The following is a 15,806-nucleotide window of genomic DNA, read 5'->3' on the forward strand; positions in this document are numbered from 1 at the left end:
CCGCGGGTATTAAAGGGCGACCGGGAACAGCCAGCCCAAAATCATTGCGCCGAGGATGGCGCCACCGGTTATCGGCTTCTGCCAGATGTAGAACAGCAACGCGCCTACCAGGGAACCGACGCCGATTGGAATGGAAGCGGTCATGGCGCTGAGGATAATCAACGGCCCGAGGAAGCGGCCGGAGGCGTTACCCGCGCCCATCATCACGTCTGCGCCGTAGGTGGAGTTGCTCTGGTTGATGGTGAACTTACGCGCCAGGATGATGACGTAGCCAATCGCCAGACCAATCACCAGGCCGGTAATCAGCGAGGCAATGAAGTTGGTCACCGGGAACATGATCCCCGCGCCCAGCAGCAGCGCCGGTACGCCGAGGCCCACGCCGGTCTGGATCGCCCCGCCGATATCAAGAATACCTACCAGCGACCCTTCGATAATTCGGGCGAACAGGAAGCTCGCGCCAAATGCCGCCACTGCGCCGTAAACGCCGGTATCAATGCCCGCTTTCAGCATCGCCACGAAGGCCACTTCGTTAAACGCGCCGATGCCGTAGAGGTAGTACATGTGCGTCCCGGCAAAAACGCCGGAGGAGAGCAGGCCAACGAAGATCGGGAACGACCAGTCGGCATACCAAAAACCTTTATTCTGTTCCATGTCGAGGCTCCTGTTATTTACCGCTGAGCGAGTTGTGGATCATGTCGAGCCAGTTCGGCACGGTCAGATGGAAGGATTCGATCATCTTCATGTCGAAGCCGCGGAAGAAGCCGCTCAGCACGAAGAGCAGAACGATCGCCGCCATCATCACTTTGGTGACGTGGTTCCAGCCGCTCTCCTCCACGCCTTTACCGATCAGAATACCCAGTACCAGACCCGGTACGGCGTTACCCATGATCAGCTGCGCCGCGCCGCCAAAGATGGTGGCCCAGAAGCCCGATTTTTTACCCGCGTCGATGGCCGCCAGCCAGAAGATCACCGGCATCACGGTGTTGACCAGCAGGTTAGCCGCCGGTACCAGCACCTTCACGGCGGTGACCTGAAGCGCTGCGGGCACGGAGGAGGCGGTCAGGTTAAGGAAGGTCACGACAATCATGCCGATGATGCCGCAGGCAATCGCCATTTTGCGCGGGTCATGCAGCGTTTCACCGACGTTACGGTTTTTGATCATCAGCGCGGCAGCACCCCAGTTCGGGATGATGCGGTGGTCAACGTCCTGTGTGAAGGCACCTGCGGCCACGGAAGAGGCCCAGGCGTTAAAGAAGAAACCTAACCCAAAGGAGAAGTGGGACGCCGGATCCCCTTCGCAGGAGTTCAGTTCCCCCAACGTACGAAACGCGCCCATACCCTGAGTGGTAGGCGCATGAAACATGCGTGCAGCCCCGGCCCCGACACCGACGCCTACCAGGCCGCCGATGATGAGCGATTTTATTAATATAATTAAGAACATCAGTCTGCCCTTTTATGAATAATCAGCGTTGCGTGACGAAATCCACCTGGTCGAGATTGATGGCTGTCACGTTGACGGTCACATCCAGCTCCACGCTGTAGGTGCGTCTTTCCCGGCGCAGAAAGAAGAACAGAAACGCTTCTTTTCGCACCGCTTCTTGCGCCTGAACGACCTGCACATCCTGTGGCTCAATACGCAGTAAGATATGCGGTGAGGCTTTCATCACCGCGGCCTGAACGTGGTTGAGCGCGTCGGCAAAGGCGCGCGCTTTGGCGTCGCCCTTCCCCTTCACTCTCACCGTGGTTGTGAACTGTTCTTTCATGCTTACGCGCCGTATTTCTTCTGCCACGCCTGTACCAGACGCTCGCCCAGCTCTTCTTTATCCATAAAGCCAAAGCCCAGCACGTTGCAGCCTTCGTTGATGGCGGTCACACCCTCATCCACGGAGCGCATTCCGTATTTGGCCTTGTAGCCATATTTGGTCTGAGCGGTGATGGCGCCCGCGCCGCCGCTGCCGCAGAAGGAGATGCCGAAGGTGGCGTTTTCCGCTTTCATCACGTCACCGAGCTTCATATCCGCTGCCATGCCCGGTACGACAACCGCGCGTCCGCCGGCTTTTTCCACACCCGCAGCCACTTTCTGACCTTTACCCAGGCGATCGCCAATCACGACTGTAATCTGTTCCATGTGTTGCTCCTTAAAGGTTGTCTTTCGCGACTTCGAAGTGAACGGAGAGCAGCCAGGCCTCTTCATCAGGAAGGTTGCCGAACTGCGCTACCACTTCACGGGCAAGTTGCATTGAATCTGGTGAAATTTCGTCGAACAGCTCTGCTTCAACCTCCGGCAGCGGCTCGCCGGTCACGGACCGGTGCGCCATTGCGCGAACGTGGGAGGTCAGCATCTGCTCCTGTACCGCGTTGGGGATGATGTTGTGCCGGGCCAGCAGGGCGTAGACCTGCTGAAGCATGGTGTTCGCGAGCTGTTCTGTTTGCACCGCCTGTTCCCCAACGTCGTTCATTACCGCTCCGTTAATCACTCGTCTTACCCCGTTAATGGCTCTGGAATAAAACTAACGTCGAGGGGGAATTGTTTGTAGCGAGTTGTTTTCCACTTCGAAGTGGAAAGGCGAGCAGCGGCAGTGATCTGTGCCACATAAATGCGGTGAATCTGTATAAATCGCTGGATTTACGTGATGAATATCACGCTATTACGCGGTATTAGACTGCTAAGCGGAGTGGAAAAGATTACGAGCAGGCTCGTAGAAATGTGACGTGGATAAGGTTTTCTTATGGAGATTCGCTAGAGTGGCGGCGGGTGCTTGAGACTGACCGTCTCAGGCATGGGACGGAAAGTGGAAAGCCCCGCCTGATAAAAAATCAGGGCGGGGGCTCGAAACGACACGTCACACCGTGGAGTTCGCTACCTCGCCCGCTTTAAAGCAAGGAGGCATCCATGAAACGCAGAAACCCAAGTATCGGGGTTTTGATGATTATTTCTTTGACAATAATCATCTTAACGCTGGTGACGAGGAAAACACTGTGCGAGATCCGTTTTCGTAATGGCTCGCTTGAAGTTACAGCGCGGATGGATTGTCGCTCCGGCAAGTAGGGAGCAACGATGCGGGGGCGCATCATGCGCCTCCGCATACGGAGATAGGACGTACAGCTCAGGCACCCAATTAACGATACTTCTTGTGATACGCGTTGCGGGTCGCCGCAAACTGATCGGCTGCCGCCTGGGCTTCCTTCACTTTGCCTTCGTTCGCCAGCTTCAGCGCGCCGTCAATCTGGCCGACCAGCACGTCAAAGCCGTGGCGGTAGTCTTTCATCTCGGCGCTGTCTGCCGCTTTGCTTTCCAGCTTCGGCGGCGTCGCTTTTTGCGCATCCAGCGCAGCTTCACGCATCTTCGTCAGTGCGTCTTTCATTTCCGCCGCATTGTCGGTTTTCTGTACCACCTTCAGATTTTGACTGAGGATGTCCATGTTGTCTTCGAGATCGGCAGCAAACGCAGATGAGCCAAGAACCAGCGTTGAAGCCGCGACGATCGCTAACAGGTGTTTACGCATTGCTCACTTCCTTTTTTATTATTAATCACGCTTTTAAGGGGATTATTGCCCGGCGATTTTCATCTCCGGCAGTAATACAGAACCACACTGAATATTGCTGCGTGTTTCAATATCGTTACCGACCGTAACAATATTGCGCCACATGTCCTTGAGGTTGCCGGCGATGGTGATTTCGCTCACCGGATACTGAATTTCACCGTTTTCGACCCAGAAGCCCGCTGCACCGCGAGAGTAATCGCCGGTGATACCGCTCACGCCCTGCCCCATCAACTCGGTGACCACCAGGCCGGTGCCCATCTCTTTCAGCATCTGTTCAAAATTCAGGCCCTGTCCGGCAATGCGCCAGTTGTGGATGCCACCCGCGTGCCCGGTGCTTTTCAGCCCCAGCTTACGCGCAGAGTAGTTGGTCAGCAGCCACTGGGTCAGAATGCCGTCTTTCACGATATCCCGGCGTTCCGTGCGAACGCCTTCGCTGTCGAACGGCGTGGAGGCCAGCCCTTTCAGCAGGTGTGGGTGCTCTTCGATGGTCAGCCATTCCGGCAGGATCTGCTTGCCCAGCGAGTCGAGCAGGAAGGTCGATTTACGGTAAACGGAACCGCCCGCGATAGCGCCTACCAGATGGCCAAACAGACCGGTCGCCACTTCGTTGGCAAAAATCACCGGGGCTTTCATGGTGGAGAGCTTGCGCGGCGACAGGCGAGACAGCGTGCGTTCGGCGCACGCTTTACCCACCCACTCCGGAGACTGCAAATCCCCCAGCGCGCGGCCAATGGTATAGGCGTAGTCGCGCTCCATGTCGCCGTTTTCTTCGGCGATGACGCAACTGGAAAGCGAGTGGCGGGTTGAGCAGTACCCCTGCAACATGCCATGGGAGTTACCAAACACTTTGATGCCGTAGTGGCTGTTAAAGCTGCCGCCTTCGGTATTGGTGATGCGTTTGTCAGCCTGCAAAGAAGCCTGCTCGGCTCGCGCGGCCAGCTCAATGGCTTCGTCCGGCGTCACTTCCGCGGGATGGAACAGATCGAGATCCGGCGCGTCAAACGCCAGCAGCTCTTTATCGGCCACGCCAGCGTAAGGATCCGGGGAGGTGTAACGCGCGATATCCAGCGCCGCCTGCACCGTACGGGCGATGGCATCCGGGCTGAGATCGGTAGACGACGCGCTGCCTTTGCGATTCTGGTGATACACGGTGATCCCCAGCGCGCCATCGCTATTAAATTCTACATTCTCCACTTCGCCATAGCGGGTGCTCACGCTAATGCCGGTGGTTTTGCTGACCGCCACTTCGGCGCCATCTGATTTACCTGAAGCGAGCGTCAGCGCGGTGGAGACGGCTTCTTCCAGAATCTTACGCTGCGCTTCAACTTGTGAGGTTACTTTCATCGCAAATGCCATACTGTAAGAGAGAGTTAAGTGAAGTCTAACAGAGAACCGTTTTTCAGTGCGCGTCTTAACTGGTAACATTAGCCTCTTTTTTTAAGGAGCCTGACATGACTAAGCAGCCCGAAGACTGGCTCGACGACGTTCCCGGTGATGACATCGAAGACGAAGATGATGAGATCATCTGGGTCAGTAAAAGTGAAATTAAACGTGACGCCGAAGAGTTAAAACAGCTTGGCGCAGAAATGGTAGAACTGGGTAAAAACGCGCTGGATAAGATCCCGCTCGACCAGGATCTGCGTGATGCCATTGAACTGGCACAGAAAATCAAGAAAGAAGGGCGTCGCCGCCAGCTTCAGCTTATCGGGAAACTGCTGCGTCAGCGCGACGTGGAGCCGATCCGTCAGGCGCTGGACAAACTGAAAAACCGCCACAACCAGCAGGTTGCGCTGTTCCATAAGCTGGAGCAGATCCGCGATCGTCTGATCGAGCAAGGTGATGACGCGGTACCTGAAGTGCTGAACCTGTGGCCGAATGCCGACCGCCAGCAGCTGCGTTCTTTGATCCGTAACGCGAAGAAAGAGAAAGAAGGGAATAAGCCGCCGAAGTCAGCGCGCCTGATTTTCCAGTATCTGCGCGAGCTGTCTGAGAACGAAGAGTAAGCCCCTCACCCCAGCCCTCTCTCCAAAGGGGAGAGGGAGAAGAGATAATGTAGGCCCGGTAAGCGCTAGCGCCACCGGGTCTTTTTTTACTCTGCGGCCGCGGCTTTCTTCGCCAGACCGTCCAGCAGCTTCTGATGGATCCCGCCAAACCCGCCGTTGCTCATCACCAGAATGTGATCGCCAGGCTGTGCGGCTTTCACCACCATATCCGCTAAGACATCCACGTCCGCACTCCAGTGCGCTGGCTGAATGCAGGCGTCGGCCACTTCGGCCACCTGCCACGGAATATGCTGCGGTTGCAGCAGGAAGACTTCGTCGGCACGCCCTAAGGACGGCGCGAGATCGTCTTTGCAGATGCCCATTTTCATGGTGTTCGAACGCGGTTCCAGCACGGCCAGAATGCGCGCGGTGCCGCCAACTTTGCCACGCAATGCGGCAAGCGTCGCCAGAATGGCCGTTGGGTGGTGCGCGAAATCGTCATACACCGTCACACCGTGGGCTTCGCCACGCAGCTCCAGACGGCGACGGGCGTTGATAAACGTGCCCAGCGCATTGGCGGCATCCGCAGGCAGTACGCCAACGTGACGCGCCGCGGCGATCGCCATCAGGCCGTTGTGCATGTTGTGCTCGCCCACCAGGCCCCACTTCACCTCGCCCACTTTCTCACCGTCGAGCAGCACTTCCCATTCGGAGGCATCCGCGTTGAGCTTTTTCGCCTGCCAGTGCCCCTGCTCGCCCACCAGCTCCTGCTCGCTCCAGCACCCCATTGCCAGGGTCTGCTTCAGGTTGATGTCGTTCTCCGGCAGGATAATGCGGCCCTGACCCGGAACAATGCGCACCAGATGGTGGAACTGTTTCTGAATCGCTTTCAGGTCGTCAAAGATATCCGCGTGATCGAACTCAAGGTTGTTGAGGATCAGCGTGCGTGGGCAGTAATGCACGAACTTGGAGCGCTTGTCGAAGAACGCGCAGTCGTATTCATCCGCTTCAATCACAAAGAACGGGCTGTCGCCCAGACGCGCGGAGACGTCGAAATTCCCCGGTACGCCGCCGATCACGAAGCCCGGCTTGTAGCCGCAGGCTTCGAGGATCCAGGTCGCCATACCGGCGGTGGTGGTTTTGCCGTGCGTCCCGGCAACGGCGACAACCCAGCGGTCGCGCAGGACAAAATCATGCAGCCACTGCGGGCCAGACATGTACGGGATATTGCGTTCCAGCACCGCTTCAACGCATGGATTCCCACGGGTCATGGCGTTACCCACGATCACCAGATCCGGCTGCGGCTCCAGCTGGCTGGCGTCGTATCCCTGAATCAGAGAAATTCCCTGCTTCTCGAGCAGCGTGCTCATCGGCGGATACACATTGGCGTCCGAACCTGTCACTTCATGGCCCAGCGAGCGCGCCAGCATTGCCAGTCCGCCCATGAAAGTGCCACAAATCCCCAATATATGAATGCGCATACGTCACTATCCTTCTTCAATGTGGCGCACATTTTACTCACATGTCAGCGGCTGTGAAACGCATTTCAGGTAAATCCGTATTTTGCTGGCGCGATTCACCTCTGCGCTAATATTTGAATGTTTGTTAAGATTGTTGGACATCAACCGCTTTACTCAACATAAGATGCAGGGAAAGTGTTATGAAAACGTTAGGTGAATTTATTGTCGAGAAGCAGCACGAGTTCTCTCATGCTACGGGTGAGCTCACTGCTTTGCTGTCGGCAATAAAGCTGGGCGCTAAGATCATCCACCGCGATATCAACAAGGCCGGTCTGGTCGATATCCTGGGTGCCAGCGGTGCCGAGAACGTTCAGGGTGAGGTTCAGCAGAAACTCGACCTGTTCGCCAATGAAAAACTGAAAGCAGCACTGCGCGCGCGCGACATCGTTGCGGGTATCGCCTCTGAAGAAGAAGATGAGATCGTCGTATTCGAAGGGTGTGAACACGCGAAATACGTTGTTCTGATGGATCCGCTGGACGGCTCCTCCAACATCGACGTTAACGTTTCTGTCGGTACCATTTTCTCCATCTACCGTCGCGTCACGCCGGTTGGCACGCCGGTGACGGAAGAAGACTTCCTGCAACCGGGCAGTAAACAGGTTGCTGCCGGTTATGTGGTGTATGGCTCGTCCACCATGCTGGTGTACACCACCGGCTGCGGCGTACACGCCTTTACCTACGATCCGTCCCTGGGCGTGTTCTGCCTGTGCCAGGAGCGTATGCGCTTCCCGGAGAAGGGCAACACCTACTCCATCAACGAAGGCAACTACATCAAATTCCCGAACGGCGTGAAGAAGTACATCAAATTCTGCCAGGAAGAGGATAAAGCCACCCAGCGCCCGTACACCTCACGCTATATCGGCTCGCTGGTGGCGGATTTCCACCGTAACCTGCTGAAGGGCGGTATTTACCTCTACCCAAGCACCGCCAGCCACCCGGACGGAAAACTGCGTCTGCTGTACGAGTGCAACCCAATGGCGTTCCTGGCCGAACAGGCAGGCGGCAAGGCGAGCGACGGTAAAGAGCGTATTCTGGATATCGTGCCAGAAAGCCTGCACCAGCGCCGTTCCTTCTTCGTCGGCAACCGCCATATGGTGGATGACGTTGAACGCATGATCCGCGAATACCCGGACGCGTAACGCACGAAAAGGGGAGCCCGTCAGGCTCCCCTTTTTTTCGTCATGCCGTTTGCGTCGTCAATTTGAAGGAGGCCATCGCTTCCATCAGCTCGCGAGACTGCTCCTCCAGGGAACGTGTTGCCGCAGATGATTGCTGGACCAGCGCCGCATTTTGCTGCGCCGTTTCATCCATCTGATTGACGGCGATATTCACCTGCTCAATACCGCGGCTTTGCTCCTGAGAGGCCGTCGCAATTTCACGCATCAGTTTGGTCATACGCAGTACTTCGGTGGCGATCTCGTCCATCGTCTCACCGGCCTGCTGCGCCAGCTCGCTGCCCTCGTTCACGTGGGTTTGCGAATCGCTGATAAGCGAGCGGATCTCTTTCGCCGCATCAGCACTGCGGCTGGCGAGATTACGCACCTCACCCGCCACGACCGCAAAACCTCGCCCCTGCTCACCCGCACGCGCCGCTTCAACGGAGGCATTCAGCGCCAGAATATTGGTCTGGAAGGCAATGCCGTCGATGACGCTCAGGATATCGGCGATGCGTGCCGAGCTGCCGGAGATGTCGCGCATCTTCTCAATGACATAGCAGACCATTTCGCTGCCGTGATCGGCGGTATCGGAGACCGACTTCGCCAGTTGGTGCGCCTGCTCGGCGTTATCGGCGTTAAGTTTCACCGTGGCGGTGATCTCTTCCATGCTGGCGGCCGTCTGCTCCAGCGAGGTGGCGGTGGATTCCGTGCGCTGAGCCAGGTTCATATTCCCGGCCGTCAGCTCGCGGCTGCCGGTATCAATCTGCGAGCTGGCGTCACGCACCCGCAGAACGGAGTCCATCAGCGACTGGCGCATCCCTTCGATCGCCGCGTTAAGGCGATTAAATTCCTGGCTCGCCGGCGCGTTCAGGGTATGGGTTAAATCCCCGGCCGCCACATGTTCCAGCTGGGCAATCGAGGCTGAAAGCGGCTTGAGCAGCATATGGCGCAGAACCAGCCAGGCCAGCACGATAATGCCAGCCGTCAGCAGCGCCGCGACGATAATCAGGATCAGCACGCGGGTTTTACTCGCCTGCACGGCGCTCACCTCCGCTTTGCCGCGCGCCTCGCTCCATGCCTGGAACGCCTGCATATCGTTATCAAACTGCTTCGCCACCGGGACCAGCTTGTTTTCCAGCAGATCGTAATAGCTGTCCGCGCTTTGCTCGTTCAGGGCTTTCAGCATCGGGCTGATACCCTGCTGGTTGTACACCGCCAGGCTCGCGGCGACGTTATCCAGCAGCTTTTGCCCCTGCTCATCCGCCACGCCGCTGCCGATCACGTCCTTCAGCGTTTTCTGTGCCAGCGCCACTTCCTGGTTAATGGTTTTGACCGCCCTGGCCGCATCGTCCAGCAGGCCGACCTCCATCATGCGGACGGCCTGCCCCGCTTCGTTACGCGCGCGCAGGATCAGCGTATAGCCGGCATTCAGCTGCACCATCTGTTCACCCTGAAGATGATTGATGCGCTGGAGAGAAGCGGAACTTTGTGTAAGGGCATAAATGCCGATGCCGCTGACAATCAGCAGCAGAAGGGTCATAACGGCCAGTAAAGAGAGCAAGCCGGTACGAATCGATAGCGTTTTAAGCATGATGTTATTTCCGGTAGCGAGATATTTCTGGGCATAAAAAAAGAGTATCGGCCGCTACCGGAAAATGTTTAGAGTTTAAGCAATTTCAGCATGTTATCGCCCTGTTACAGAGGTATTCACCCGGGTAACAGGCGAGCTCTGGCGGTTCTCCCACAGCACCGTCAGGCCGCGCTGGAGCGCGATAAAAATAAACAGCAGAATGCCGATGGCGATTTTGGTCCACCAGGAGCTGAGCGTGCCGTCGAAGTTGATATAGGTCTGAATCAGCCCCTGGATCGCCACGCCAAACAGCGTGCCGAGGACTGTCCCCACTCCGCCGCTGAGCAGCGTACCGCCAATCACTACCGAGGCAATGGCGTCCAGCTCAACGCCCACCCCCGCCAGGGCATAGCCTGCCTGGGTATAAACTGAGAATACAATCCCCGCGAGCGTGGCCAGCCCGGTCGAAAGCATGTAGATGCGGATAGTGGTGCTGCGCGTGGAAATTCCCATCAGGTTCGCGGACGTGGCGCTGCCGCCAATGGCATAAACCTGGTTACCAAACCGGGTACGGTGGGCGAGGAAGATCCCGATCACCACCACGCCCAGCATCAGCAGCCCCATTGCGCTCAGGCGCCCCCCGCCGGGGATTTTCCACGCCAGGCTGGAGAGCGTGTCGTAGATCGGGTGGTTAATGGGAATTGACTCCTCCGACACCAGATAGCTCACGCCGCGCAGGAAGAACATCCCGGCGAGGGTGATAATAAAGGCCGGGATTTTCAGCGCATCGATCAAAAGCCCCATAAAGGCGCCGAACGCGCAGCCCATAACCAGCACCAGCGGAAAAGCCAGCAGCGGCGAAATGCCCCAAAAGCCAATCGCCTTGGCAAGGAACACGCCGGTAAAGGCGATCACCGACCCAACGGAGAGATCGATCCCGCCGGAGAGGATCACAAACGTCATGCCGACGGCGATAATGCCTAAAAAGGCATTGTCGGTCAGGATGTTGCAAATCACCCGCGTGGAGGCGAAGCCCGGGAACTGGGTCAGGCAGTAAATGTATCCCAGCACGAACACGCCCAGCGTGATCATTAACGGCAAATTACGTTTTATCATGACCGCGGAACCTCTTAATGAGAGTGATAAAGCGCGGCGACTGCACGATAAGCACGATAAGCACCACGACCGCTTTGACGACCTGATTCAGCTCCGGCTGGAACCCGGAGAGCAAAATACCGGTATTCATACCCTGAATAATCAACGCCCCCACCACCGAGAGCAGCAGATTAAAACGTCCGCCCATCAGCGATCCACCGCCGATAACCACCGCAAGGATTGCATCCAGCTCGAGCCAGAGTCCGGCGTTATTGGCATCAGCTCCGCGAATATCGGCGGCCACGATCACCCCGGCAATCGCAGCACAGACGCCGCTCAGCACGTAAGTCAGCATCACCATCAGCCGCGTATTTACCCCGGCGTTTTTCGCGGCCCGAATGTTAATCCCCACCGCTTCGATGAACATCCCGAGCGCCGTTTTGCGGGTGAAAAGCCAGAACACCACCAGCGTCACCAGCGCGACGATCACCGGCGTCGGGAAGAACAGAAAATTACCGCTGCCGATCCACGCCAGGCTCGGGGAGTTAAAGGTGACGATTTGACCGGAGGTAATAAGCTGCGCCACACCGCGCCCGGCCACCATCAAAATCAACGTCGCGACAAACGGCTGGATCTTGAGCACCGCGACCAGAATGCCGTTCCACAGCCCGGCTAGCACGCCGGAGCCCAGCGCGGCCAGCAGAACCACCGGCAGGCTGTGCCCGGCGACGGTCATCGAGGCGGCGGTGGCGCCCGCAATCGCCATTACCGCACCGACGGAGAGGTCGATCCCGCCGGTGGCAATGACCAGCGTCATACCAATCGCCAGCAGCGCCACGGGCGCGGCACGGTTTAAGATGTCGATCGGGCTACCAAACAGGCGGCCATCCTGCACGACGATCTGGAAAAAATGCGGAGCCACCAGGCTATCCACCAGCAGCACCAGCAGCAGCGCCACGATTTGCGGCGTGCCGGTCGGCCAGCTGAAGCGGCGCTTCGCTTCGCCAGTTTGCGAAAGAGAACGGGACATCACATTTGAGTCCTTACGCCGCGATGGCATTCATGATCGCCGGAACCGACAGTTTATCCAGCGGGATCTCTGCCACCTGCCTGCGATCGCGCATGATGATGACGCGATCGGCATAGCCGACCAGCTCCTCCAGCTCAGACGAGATCACCAGCAGCGCCAGACCGTCGGCGCAGAGCGTTTCGATAAGCCGGATGATTTCGGCGTGCGCGCCCACGTCGATACCGCGCGTGGGCTCGTCGAGGATCAGGAATTGCGGCTTGGTGAGCAGCCAGCGCGAGAGCAACACCTTCTGCTGATTACCGCCCGAGAGGAACTCGATGGGCTGTTCCGCGCTCGGGGTACGTATACCGAGCTGGCGGATGAAGCGCTCGGCAATCGCGTTCTGCTCGCGCTTAGGGATCGGACGCAGCCAGCCGCGCTGGGCCTGTAGCGCCAGAATGATGTTTTCCCGCACCGAGGCGGCGGCAATAATACCGTCCGTTTTCCTGTCCTCCGGGCAGAAGCCCACGCCGAGGCACGACGCCTGATGCGGTGAACGTAGCGTTTGTGGTTTGCCTTTGATCAGCGCCGTTCCGCTGTCGGCAGGTTTGATCCCGAAGATGACTTCGGCGGTTTCGGTGCGCCCGGAGCCTAACAGACCCGCCAGTCCCACAATTTCACCGGGGCGTACCTCGAGGTTAAACGGCGCGATGGTCCCTTTTCTGCCGTAATCGTGAAACGCGGCGATCGGTTTTTCGCTCAGCAGCGTACGGCCCGCGCGCTGAAGCGCGTTGGTCTCCAGCTCGCGGCCCAGCATCATTTTGACCAGCTCTATCTGCGGCAGCTCGCGGGTTTCCCGGCAGCCGACAAAGCTGCCGTTGCGCAGCACCGTAATACGGTCGCTCACCTCGTAAACCTGATCGAGGAAATGCGTCACGAAAATCAGGCTAACGCCCTGATTACGCAGCTGGCGCATCAGGGTAAAAAGCATCTCCACTTCCTGGGTATCGAGGCTGGCGGTGGGTTCATCGAGGATCAGCACTTTCGCCGAGAGATCGATAGCGCGACAGATCGCCACGATCTGCTGCATCGCCACGGAGAAACGGTTCAGCGGTTCGCGCACGTCGAGAGAGAAGCCATACGATTCCATCAGCTTCGCGGCGCGCGCTTCCATCTCTTTGCGGCGCAGCAGGCCAAAACGTCTGGGCTCGCGGCCAATAAACAGGTTATCCGCTACCGACATGTTTGGCAGCAGGTTTACTTCCTGGTAGACCGTGCCGATCCCCAGTTGCTGGGCATGTGCGGTGTTTTTGGGCGAAATGGCGTTACCTTCCAGCCAGATAGCGCCGCGATCGGCGTGATAGACCCCGGTCAGGGTTTTAATCAGCGTCGACTTCCCCGCCCCGTTTTCGCCGAGCAACGCCATGATCTCCCCCCGCCGCAGGCTGAAATCAACGTTATCCAGCGCCTTAACGCCAGGGAAAAATTTACTCAGGCCCTCTGTGCGAAGGATTTCCTGGTGTTGTTCGGTGGTCATGGTTTCCCCCTCACCCTGACCCTCTCCCCGGAGGGGAGAGGGGACTATGTCGTGCCCATCTTTAATTTTCTGCCCAACCCGCCCTTTTCCCTCTCCCCTCCGGGGAGAGGGCTAGGGTGAGGGGGCGAGGGCTTAGTAGCCCATATTTTTCTTCTTCTCTAACTCTTCTTTCGCCGTGTCCGGCAGGTAGAGCGTGGATTTGGTGATGGTCAACTTCTCAGGCTGGGTGCCGTCTTTCTTGAATTTCTCCAGCGCATCGAATGCCGGGCCCGCCATATTTGGCGTCAGCTCCACGCTGGCGTTCGCTTCGCCGTCAATCATTGCTTTGTAGATGTCCGGTACGCCGTCGATCGAGCCGGTGAGGATATCTTTGCCCGGCTTCAGGCCCGCTTCTTTGATGGCCTGGATGGCGCCGATCACCATGTCGTCGTTGTGGGCGTAAACCATGCAAATATTTTTGCCGTTATTTTCTGCCTTGATGAAGCTTTCCATGACCTCTTTACCCTTGCTGCGGGTGAAGTCGCCGGACTGAGAACGGATGATTTTGATGTTTGGTGCTTTGGCGATGGCCTCCGCGAAACCTTTCTTACGGTCGATAGCCACGCTCGCTCCGACGGTGCCCTGCAACTCAACCACGTTACACGGCTTGCCATCCACCTGCTTCACCAGCCAGTCACCAATCAGTTTGCCTTCCAGCACGTTATCGGCGGTGACGGTGGTCATATAGAGAGATTTGTCTTTTACGTCGATGGAACGGTCGAGCAGGAAGACCGGAATTTCAGCATCTTTGGCTTCCTTCAGCACCGGCTCCCAGCCCGTAGCGACAACCGGGGCAATAAAGATGGCATCCACGCCCTGAGCGATAAACGAGCGCACCGCTTTAATCTGGTTCTCTTGCTTTTGCTGACCATCGGCGATTTTCAGCGTAATACCGCGCTTTTCGGCCTCACTTTTCGCCACATTCGTTTCAGCGGCGCGCCAGCCGGATTCAGATCCGACCTGCGAAAATCCCACGGTTAAAGGTGCGGCCATCGCCATAGACGACATGGCTGCCGAAACTACTGTAACAAGAAGTAAGCGCTTCCACATATGAACGTCCTCGTAGGGTAGGTTATTGTTGGTTAAAAGATGTTCCGCGGATGAACTATAGCCAATGGAATATGTTACGGATTGCGTTACATCACACTTCAGAAAAGTGAATAAAACGTTAATCACAAGTTTGTAATCGCTTTCATTTCAACATTTAAAATGCGGCTGAGTTTATGGATTATCCTGTCATGGAAACGGTCTGAAAAGTGAAGGCGCGAGGGAGAGAAGTCGAAAACAGGCGGAGACTTTCAGCGCCAGTTGGCTATAATACCTGCCACTTGTTTACCATCCATTTTAAAGGACACCGACATGAGCTTACTCAACGTCCCTGCGGGTAAAGAACTGCCAGAAGACATCTACGTTGTGATCGAAATCCCGGCCAACGCAGATCCAATCAAATACGAAATCGACAAAGACACCGGTGCGCTGTTCGTTGACCGTTTCATGTCTACCGCCATGTTCTATCCGTGCAACTACGGCTACATCAACCACACTCTGTCTCTGGACGGTGACCCGGTTGACGTACTGGTCCCGACGCCGTACCCATTGCAGCCAGGCTCCGTCATTCGCTGCCGTCCTGTTGGCGTGCTGAAAATGACTGACGAAGCGGGTGAAGATGCGAAACTGGTTGCCGTACCGCACACCAAGCTGAGCAAAGAGTACGATCACATTAAAGATGTGAACGACCTGCCAGAGCTGCTGAAAGCGCAGATCGCCCACTTCTTCGAGCACTACAAAGATCTCGAAAAAGGCAAATGGGTTAAAGTTGAAGGCTGGGATAACGCAGAAGCGGCGAAAGCAGAAATCATCGCCTCTTTCGAGCGTGCTGCTAAGAAGTAATTCTTACTGCTGATACTAAGCCCCGCGCGTCGGAGCTTTTTTGTGCCTTTCGATCCCGGTAACCCGTGCGAATGGGCGCAAAAAAACAACGCCACCTTACGGTGGCGTTGTCGTTTTTCAGAACTGGTCTCTGTCTAACCAGTTACCGCTTTCAATCAGCGTTAACCCGTCGACCGAACGTTGGTACACGTACATCCATGCACTGCCGTAAGGTGTCTGGATCAACTGGCGAGCGTATTCACCGCCCCTGGTGCGCAAGGCATCAAGTTCGGCCAGCGTGGCATTATCAATACGATAAACCTCACCCTGTACCGTTCCGTTCCCCGGAACTGCGCCTGGATAGTGGCCCAGACTGTACAACTGGTAGTTTTCGATTGTGTAATTTCCCAGCAACTGGGCGTTGGTCATCCAGTGGCTGTTGCCTTGCCTGGTTCGTAAACTGCCGTAAACAAATATTCGCAT

At 56.9% G+C, this 15,806-nt stretch carries 18 protein-coding genes; 4 read left to right on the forward strand and 14 right to left on the reverse strand.

Going from position 1 to position 15,806, the window contains the following annotated elements:
- Positions 1-9: 9 nt before the first annotated feature.
- Genes ACOTYB_RS01815 through ACOTYB_RS01835 form a run of 5 tightly spaced genes read right to left on the reverse strand, consistent with a single transcriptional unit; the run spans position 10 to position 2,477 of the window.
- Positions 10-651, reverse strand: a complete 642-nt coding sequence (locus ACOTYB_RS01815) for a DUF4310 family protein (protein ID WP_003856081.1) — start codon at positions 649-651, stop codon at positions 10-12.
- Between the two features lie 13 nt (positions 652-664).
- Positions 665-1,441: a DUF4311 domain-containing protein gene (locus tag ACOTYB_RS01820; RefSeq protein WP_006810337.1), complete on the reverse strand. Its 777-nt coding sequence runs from the start codon at positions 1,439-1,441 to the stop codon at positions 665-667.
- Between the two features lie 22 nt (positions 1,442-1,463).
- Positions 1,464-1,763, reverse strand: a complete 300-nt coding sequence (locus ACOTYB_RS01825; RefSeq protein WP_006810338.1) for a DUF4312 family protein — start codon at positions 1,761-1,763, stop codon at positions 1,464-1,466.
- A gap of 2 nt (positions 1,764-1,765) precedes the next feature.
- Complete coding sequence (locus ACOTYB_RS01830) at positions 1,766-2,128, reverse strand: SFCGS family glycine-rich protein (RefSeq protein ID WP_006810339.1); 363 nt, start codon at positions 2,126-2,128, stop codon at positions 1,766-1,768.
- A gap of 10 nt (positions 2,129-2,138) precedes the next feature.
- Entirely contained in the window at positions 2,139-2,477 is a 339-nt protein-coding gene (locus ACOTYB_RS01835; protein WP_026080657.1) for a PRD domain-containing protein, read from the reverse strand.
- 416 nt (positions 2,478-2,893) lie between these two features.
- On the opposite strand from ACOTYB_RS01835, the gene ACOTYB_RS01840 reads away from it, so the two are divergent.
- Complete coding sequence (locus tag ACOTYB_RS01840; RefSeq protein ID WP_017383916.1) at positions 2,894-3,049, forward strand: Hok/Gef family protein; 156 nt, start codon at positions 2,894-2,896, stop codon at positions 3,047-3,049.
- A gap of 70 nt (positions 3,050-3,119) precedes the next feature.
- Here ACOTYB_RS01840 and cybC read toward each other — a convergent pair whose 3' ends face one another.
- Together cybC and pmbA are read right to left on the reverse strand one after the other, a co-directional pair.
- The gene (gene cybC / locus ACOTYB_RS01845; protein ID WP_022650280.1) at positions 3,120-3,506 is read right to left on the reverse strand and encodes a cytochrome b562; all 387 of its coding nucleotides are present in this window, start codon (positions 3,504-3,506) and stop codon (positions 3,120-3,122) included.
- Between the two features lie 42 nt (positions 3,507-3,548).
- Positions 3,549-4,901, reverse strand: a complete 1,353-nt coding sequence (pmbA, locus tag ACOTYB_RS01850; RefSeq protein ID WP_015572506.1) for a metalloprotease PmbA — start codon at positions 4,899-4,901, stop codon at positions 3,549-3,551.
- A 95-nt stretch (positions 4,902-4,996) separates the two neighbouring features.
- On the opposite strand from pmbA, the gene yjgA reads away from it, so the two are divergent.
- Entirely contained in the window at positions 4,997-5,548 is a 552-nt protein-coding gene (yjgA, locus tag ACOTYB_RS01855; protein WP_003856072.1) for a ribosome biogenesis factor YjgA, read from the forward strand.
- Between the two features lie 86 nt (positions 5,549-5,634).
- Here the strand turns inward: yjgA and mpl are convergent, their stop codons facing one another.
- Entirely contained in the window at positions 5,635-7,008 is a 1,374-nt protein-coding gene (gene mpl, locus ACOTYB_RS01860) for a UDP-N-acetylmuramate:L-alanyl-gamma-D-glutamyl-meso-diaminopimelate ligase (protein WP_023315280.1), read from the reverse strand.
- Positions 7,009-7,187: 179 nt separating this feature from the next.
- On the opposite strand from mpl, the gene fbp reads away from it, so the two are divergent.
- Positions 7,188-8,186: a class 1 fructose-bisphosphatase gene (gene fbp, locus ACOTYB_RS01865; RefSeq protein WP_060579847.1), complete on the forward strand. Its 999-nt coding sequence runs from the start codon at positions 7,188-7,190 to the stop codon at positions 8,184-8,186.
- 40 nt (positions 8,187-8,226) lie between these two features.
- On the opposite strand, the gene ACOTYB_RS01870 is transcribed toward fbp, so the two are convergent.
- The 5 genes from ACOTYB_RS01870 to ytfQ form a co-directional block, all read right to left on the reverse strand.
- On the reverse strand, positions 8,227-9,795 hold the full coding sequence (locus ACOTYB_RS01870; RefSeq protein WP_017694651.1) for a methyl-accepting chemotaxis protein: 1,569 nt from the start codon (positions 9,793-9,795) through the stop codon (positions 8,227-8,229).
- 93 nt (positions 9,796-9,888) lie between these two features.
- On the reverse strand, positions 9,889-10,890 hold the full coding sequence (yjfF, locus tag ACOTYB_RS01875; RefSeq protein WP_112017661.1) for a galactofuranose ABC transporter, permease protein YjfF: 1,002 nt from the start codon (positions 10,888-10,890) through the stop codon (positions 9,889-9,891).
- The gene (gene ytfT / locus ACOTYB_RS01880) at positions 10,877-11,902 is read right to left on the reverse strand and encodes a galactofuranose ABC transporter, ATP-binding protein YtfT (protein ID WP_161353898.1); all 1,026 of its coding nucleotides are present in this window, start codon (positions 11,900-11,902) and stop codon (positions 10,877-10,879) included. The genes yjfF and ytfT overlap by 14 nt, the downstream gene beginning before the upstream one ends.
- A 10-nt stretch (positions 11,903-11,912) precedes the next feature.
- Complete coding sequence (ytfR, locus tag ACOTYB_RS01885; RefSeq protein WP_017383923.1) at positions 11,913-13,415, reverse strand: galactofuranose ABC transporter, ATP-binding protein YtfR; 1,503 nt, start codon at positions 13,413-13,415, stop codon at positions 11,913-11,915.
- A 132-nt stretch (positions 13,416-13,547) separates the two neighbouring features.
- Positions 13,548-14,504 (reverse strand): galactofuranose ABC transporter substrate-binding protein YtfQ, encoded by a 957-nt coding sequence (gene ytfQ / locus ACOTYB_RS01890; RefSeq protein ID WP_045342489.1) that lies wholly within the window; start codon positions 14,502-14,504, stop codon positions 13,548-13,550.
- A gap of 309 nt (positions 14,505-14,813) precedes the next feature.
- Between ytfQ and ppa the strand changes: the two genes are divergently transcribed.
- A complete protein-coding gene (gene ppa, locus ACOTYB_RS01895; RefSeq protein ID WP_006810347.1) occupies positions 14,814-15,344 on the forward strand; it encodes an inorganic diphosphatase in 531 nt (176 codons plus the stop codon).
- 117 nt (positions 15,345-15,461) lie between these two features.
- On the opposite strand, the gene ACOTYB_RS01900 is transcribed toward ppa, so the two are convergent.
- Positions 15,462-15,806, reverse strand: a complete 345-nt coding sequence (locus ACOTYB_RS01900; protein ID WP_017383925.1) for a gamma-glutamylcyclotransferase family protein — start codon at positions 15,804-15,806, stop codon at positions 15,462-15,464.

This window comes from Enterobacter cloacae complex sp. IR5450 (genome assembly GCF_049238665.1).
GTDB lineage: Bacteria > Pseudomonadota > Gammaproteobacteria > Enterobacterales > Enterobacteriaceae > Enterobacter > Enterobacter hormaechei_C.